At 52.7% G+C, this 3,076-nt stretch carries 1 rRNA gene; it reads left to right on the plus strand.

Annotated features, from left to right (window positions below):
* Positions 1-156 precede the first annotated feature (156 nt).
* Positions 157-3,045, plus strand: a 23S ribosomal RNA gene (locus tag G5149_RS20870).
* Positions 3,046-3,076 lie beyond the last annotated feature (31 nt).

The raw sequence follows: 3,076 nt of genomic DNA on the forward strand, positions 1-3,076 counted from the left end.
TGCTCTTTAACAATCTGGAAAGCTGATTTAAAAAGTAGTTCTCAAACATTTGTTACAAGTGCTTTGGAAACTTCTTGGCGAAAACCAAATTTTATTTGGTCCTTGTTGTACGACAACAAGCTGTGCCGGTTTCACCGACACTTCTTGGGGTTGTATGGTTAAGTGACTAAGCGTACATGGTGGATGCCTTGGCAGTCAGAGGCGATGAAGGACGTACTAACCTGCGATAAGCCGTGAGCAGTCGGTAAGAGACATTACGACTCACGGATTTCCGAATGGGGAAACCCACCCGAGATAACTCGGGTATCGTTACATGAATACATAGTGTAACGAGGCGAACCGGGAGAACTGAAACATCTAAGTACCCCGAGGAAAAGAAATCAACCGAGATTCCCTCAGTAGCGGCGAGCGAACGGGGATTAGCCCTTAAGCATCTTGGAAGTTAGTGGAACGGTCCTGGAAAGGCCGGCGATACAGGGTGATAGCCCCGTACACGAAAACAACCTTGATGTGAAATCGAGTAGGGCGGGACACGTGACATCCTGTCTGAATATGGGGGGACCATCCTCCAAGGCTAAATACTCCTGACTGACCGATAGTGAACCAGTACCGTGAGGGAAAGGCGAAAAGAACCCCTGTGAGGGGAGTGAAATAGAACCTGAAACCGTGTACGTACAAGCAGTGGGAGCCCTTCGGGGTGACTGCGTACCTTTTGTATAATGGGTCAGCGACTTACATTTTGTAGCGAGGTTAACCGTATAGGGGAGCCGTAGGGAAACCGAGTCTTAACTGGGCGTCTAGTTGCAAGGTGTAGACCCGAAACCGGGTGATCTAGCCATGGGCAGGTTGAAGGTTGAGTAACATCAACTGGAGGACCGAACCCACTAACGTTGCAAAGTTAGGGGATGACCTGTGGCTGGGGGTGAAAGGCCAATCAAACTCGGAGATAGCTGGTTCTCCCCGAAAGCTATTTAGGTAGCGCCTCGGACGAATACTACTGGGGGTAGAGCACTGTTTGGGCTAGGGGGTCATCCCGACTTACCAACCCCATGCAAACTCCGAATACCAGTAAGTAATATCCGGGAGACACACGGCGGGTGCTAACGTCCGTCGTGAAGAGGGAAACAACCCAGACCGCCGGCTAAGGTCCCAAAGTTCTGGTTAAGTGGGAAACGATGTGGGAAGGCTCAGACAGCTAGGATGTTGGCTTAGAAGCAGCCATCATTTAAAGAAAGCGTAATAGCTCACTAGTCGAGTCGGCCTGCGCGGAAGATGTAACGGGGCTCAAACCAGGCACCGAAGCCGCGGATTCACGCTAAGCGTGAGTGGTAGGGGAGCGTTCTGTAAGTCTGCGAAGGTGTATCGAGAGGTATGCTGGAGATATCAGAAGTGCGAATGCTGACGTAAGTAACGATAAAGGGGGTGAAAAGCCTCCTCGCCGGAAGACCAAGGGTTCCTGTCCAACGTTAATCGGGGCAGGGTGAGTCGACCCCTAAGGCGAGGCCGAAAGGCGTAGTCGATGGGAAGCAGGTTAATATTCCTGCACGACTTGTAATTGCGATGGGGGGACGGAGAAGGCTAGGTGGGCCAGGCGACGGTTGTCCTGGTGAAAGTGCGTAGGTGGTGTTTCTAGGCAAATCCGGAGACACAACACTGAGACACGAGACGAACGCACCACGGTGCGGAAGCCATTGATGCCCTGCTTCCAGGAAAAGCCTCTAAGCTTCAGATTACAAGTCATCGTACCCCAAACCGACACAGGTGGTCGGGTAGAGAATACCAAGGCGCTTGAGAGAACTCGGGTGAAGGAACTAGGCAAAATAGTACCGTAACTTCGGGAGAAGGTACGCTCTTGTTGGTGAAGTCCCTTGCGGATGGAGCTGACGGGAGTCGCAGTGACCAGATGGCTGGGACTGTTTATCAAAAACACAGCACTCTGCAAACACGAAAGTGGACGTATAGGGTGTGACACCTGCCCGGTGCCGGAAGGTTAATTGATGGGGTTAGCGCAAGCGAAGCTCTTGATCGAAGCCCCGGTAAACGGCGGCCGTAACTATAACGGTCCTAAGGTAGCGAAATTCCTTGTCGGGTAAGTTCCGACCTGCACGAATGGTGTAACCATGGCCATGCTGTCTCCACCCGAGACTCAGTGAAATCGAATTCGCCGTGAAGATGCGGTGTACCCGCGGCTAGACGGAAAGACCCCGTGAACCTTTACTACAGCTTGGCACTGAACATTGAACCTACATGTGTAGGATAGGTGGGAGGCTTTGAAGGCGTGACGCCAGTTGCGCTGGAGCCGTCCTTGAAATACCACCCTTGTATGTTTGATGTTCTAACGCAGGGCCCTGAATCGGGCTCGCGGACAGTGCCTGGTGGGTAGTTTGACTGGGGCGGTCTCCTCCCAAAGAGTAACGGAGGAGCACGAAGGTTGGCTAATCCTGGTCGGACATCAGGAGGTTAGTGCAATGGCATAAGCCAGCTTAACTGCGAGACGGACAGGTCGAGCAGGTACGAAAGTAGGTCATAGTGATCCGGTGGTTCTGAATGGAAGGGCCATCGCTCAACGGATAAAAGGTACTCCGGGGATAACAGGCTGATACCGCCCAAGAGTTCATATCGACGGCGGTGTTTGGCACCTCGATGTCGGCTCATCACATCCTGGGGCTGAAGTCGGTCCCAAGGGTATGGCTGTTCGCCATTTAAAGTGGTACGCGAGCTGGGTTCAGAACGTCGTGAGACAGTTCGGTCCCTATCTGCCGTGGGCGTTGGATGATTGAAGGGAGTTGCTCCTAGTACGAGAGGACCGGAGTGAACGAACCTCTGGTGTTCGGGTTGTCACGCCAGTGGCACTGCCCGGTAGCTAAGTTCGGAATCGATAACCGCTGAAAGCATCTAAGCGGGAAGCGAGCCCTGAGATGAGTCATCCCTGACCCCTTGAGGGTCCTAAAGGGCCGTTGGAGACCACAACGTTGATAGGCGGGGTGTGTAAGTGCAGCGATGCATTGAGCTAACCCGTACTAATTACCCGTGAGGCTTAACCATACAACACCCAAGAAGTGTTCTAAGGCTTGTA

The sequence above is a fragment of the Aeromonas sp. 600479 genome (genome assembly GCF_049175515.1).
Classification (GTDB): domain Bacteria; phylum Pseudomonadota; class Gammaproteobacteria; order Enterobacterales; family Aeromonadaceae; genus Aeromonas; species Aeromonas veronii_A.